The sequence below is a fragment of the Tepidiphilus sp. HLB4 genome (assembly GCF_054823945.1).
Genome location: NZ_JSYB01000088.1, coordinates 1 through 2921, shown reverse-complemented (window position 1 = coordinate 2921; position 2921 = coordinate 1). Strand labels below are relative to the sequence as shown.

3 protein-coding genes are annotated in these 2921 nt (G+C 57.1%); all 3 read right to left on the bottom strand.

The genetic code is table 11. The annotated features are described in order from the left end of the window. Window positions 1-402: 402 nt before the first annotated feature. Window positions 403-1365 (bottom strand): phosphonate dehydrogenase, encoded by a 963-nt coding sequence (locus tag OA56_RS10520; protein WP_461585189.1) that lies wholly within the window; start codon window positions 1363-1365, stop codon window positions 403-405. A 17-nt stretch (window positions 1366-1382) separates the two neighbouring features. Next, complete coding sequence (gene phnE, locus OA56_RS10515) at window positions 1383-2183, bottom strand: phosphonate ABC transporter, permease protein PhnE (protein WP_461585187.1); 801 nt, start codon at window positions 2181-2183, stop codon at window positions 1383-1385. Continuing rightward, window positions 2180-2921, bottom strand: a 742-nt coding sequence (phnD, locus tag OA56_RS10510) for a phosphate/phosphite/phosphonate ABC transporter substrate-binding protein (protein ID WP_461585185.1), incomplete at its 5' end; no start/stop codon positions are given. The genes phnD and phnE, both read right to left, overlap by 4 nt.

Genomic DNA, 2921 nt, shown 5'->3' with positions numbered 1-2921 from the left:
CCACGCAATCGTCCGGGACCTGACACCTAGGGTTCAGCCGTGCAGTCCAAGAACTCGCAAAGCAGCGTCACCTCTACTACGAGCCGAATGTAATGACCTCAGCTGAAACGTCCTGGGTTGAAACCACTATCAGAGGCCAAGAACGATCAGTGTTGTAGCCTGACCCCTCGAAGTATCTGGTGTTTGCCATGCGCCCATTTGGGCTTACCCCATGAGCTGCGCCGTGCAGAGAACATCATCGCTAAACCACTTCGATAATGACTCAAGTCATTTCCCCTTGGCGAGCAGGATGGCATCACACGGGCAGGTTGCACCCAGCCATAGGACATAGGCTCTGAAGCCGCGCCTATTTCAGCTGGCGTGCAAACCGCCGAGCAACCATACCTATGCTGCCGCGCTGGCCTAGACAGCAACATCACTCAAACTCTCGCCCCTGAGTGCGCGGACTAGGTTCTCAGCAGCCCGCATTTCAATTTCGAACCGTACGCGTCTCACAGCCGAGCCGATGTGGGGAGTGAGTACTGTTCTGGCGTTGTTGATCAATCCCGGATGAATTTCGCGAGGTCTGTCTGGAAGTAGCCAATCTTCCATCTCATAGACGTCAGCGGCGTACGCGCCAAGTTGCTCATTCGCCAAGGCATCGACAACCGCCCTTTCGTCGACCACAGACCCCCTACCCACGTTTACAAGGATCTGGCCCTTTTTCGATAGTTGAAGCACCCTGGAGTCAACCAGGTGGCGCGTATCGCTAACAAGAGGCACTGCCAGGAACACATAGTCCGATGTGCTGAAAGCCTCATCGAGCGTGACCATTTCGACCTGATCTAGACGCACCCTTGGGTCTACACCAAGCAGCCGCGCGCAGCCAAAGCCCGCGAGTCGCGCCAATATGGCCTGCCCAACTTTTCCGAGACCGATCACGCTGGCCACCGACCCATGAAGCCCGGTTCCGTATAGAGCTGGCCTCCACCCAGAGTAGCCTGCTCTTGTAGCGGCGTCACCCTGAAGCACGTTCCTGCCAGCAGCAATAGCCAATCCGATGGCCAGCTCGGCTGTGGGCTCTGTGAGGAGGTCAGGAACAAAGGTGACGCTCACCCCGGCTTGTGCGCAAGCCCTCAGGTCAAAGTTGTCATACCCCTTCAGGGCGCAAGCGATGGTCTTGAGCCTGGGAGCGTGCAACAGGGTTCGCTGATCTACCCGGTCAGACATGAAAGCCATCATTGCGTCGGCATCCTTCAGATGACGGTGGAGCTCGGCCTCGCTCCACGGCTCAGGACCGGGATTCATCACCACTTCACCAACCTGCATAAGACGCGCCAGTACCTCTTCATGGATGGGCTGCGTCACCACAATTTTCGGCATCATTACCTTCCTCTCTCTTTCTATTTCAGATGTTTGCGAAGCGCCGACCCAATGCCGTCGACCACGAGCACGCATATGAGGATGGACAGCAAAATGGCGGAGACCTCGTCGTACTTGATCAGGCGCAGAGCTGCCATGAGTTCGAAGCCAATGCCGCCCGCACCCACGATGCCCATCACTGCCGATGCGCGAAAGTGATATTCCCATCGGTAGATGGTGATGTCCGCCAACTGGGGCAAAACCTGCGGTAACACAGCATGGGTGATGACCTGAAACCGGCTTGCGCCCGCGGCCTTAGCGGCCTCCAGAGGTTTCGGGTCCACGTGCTCTATGGCTTCGGCGTAGAACTTGGCTACCATGCCCGTGGAATGCAGGGCCAACGCCAGCACACCCGGCAGAGCGCCGAAACCAACGGCCGCGACGAACAGAATGCCCAGGATAATTTCAGGCACAGACCGGAATGCCGCCAGGATGACTCTGGCCACTCTTCCCACCAAAGGATTGGGGGTGGTGTTTGGAGCCGCCAGGAGCGCCAGCGGAAGTGAAAGCACGATAGTCAGTGCTGTGCCGGCAATCGACATCGCCAAGGTGTCCCTCAGCGGGATGACCCAGTGCTCCCAGCGGTCGAAGTTGGGAGGGACCATCTCAGATAAGAGCTGCTTGACAGCCGGGGCGCCTTCGATGAACCGCTGTGCATCGAAGAACCCCGTGACGTACAGGGCTACAAGGCAAACCAGAAGGACGAACGCTGTATTGCGCAGTCCAATGAACTGCTCCCGCTTGTCGCGACTGATGATGTTCTCGAATGCAGCCGAGGTCATTGCATACGGCCCAAATCAAGCTTCAGGATGGTTGCGGTATCCCTAAGGACGTCATATGCAGCGTCATCAGTGGCGGCAAACGCCTGGACACGAAACGCCTTGAGCACCTCAGCATCCTTCATGTCCAGAAAGGAAGAGCGGATGGCAGCTTTGAGCTCAGGCTTGAGGTCCCCCTGCATGACGACCGGATAGTTTGGAATGGGAGCAGAAAGGTCAAGCTGAACAATCTTCGTGGCATCAATGCTTCCTCGAGCGATGAGGTTGTCCAGAATCGGCTTGGACAGAGCCCCGGCTGGAATCTGACCCGACTGCACCGCACGTGCGACCGCGTCATGTGCCCCAAGGTGAACTGGCCGATAGTCCTTCTCACCATCAAGCTTGTACTTCTTGAGCAGGTGTGCACGTGGTACAAGGTGGCTTGATGTGGACGCCTGGTCGCCAAATCCGAAGGGCTTGCCGCGCACGTCTTCAAGCGTTTTCACCGGCCCTCCGGCCGTTGCGATGAAGACCGACTGGTATGTGGGCGACCCACGTTCAACGCCCACCGCAAAGGGCTCAATCCCGGGCGCCTTAGATTTGGCCAAAACGTACGAAAACGGTCCAAAGTACGCTACCTCAATCCGACCGAACCGCATTGCCTCGATCATCGAGGAGTAATCGGTAGTCACCACAATCTCAACATCCTTCTTGAGCCGCTGTTCAAGATAGCGGGTTGTGTACCATCCTTTCTGTAAATTC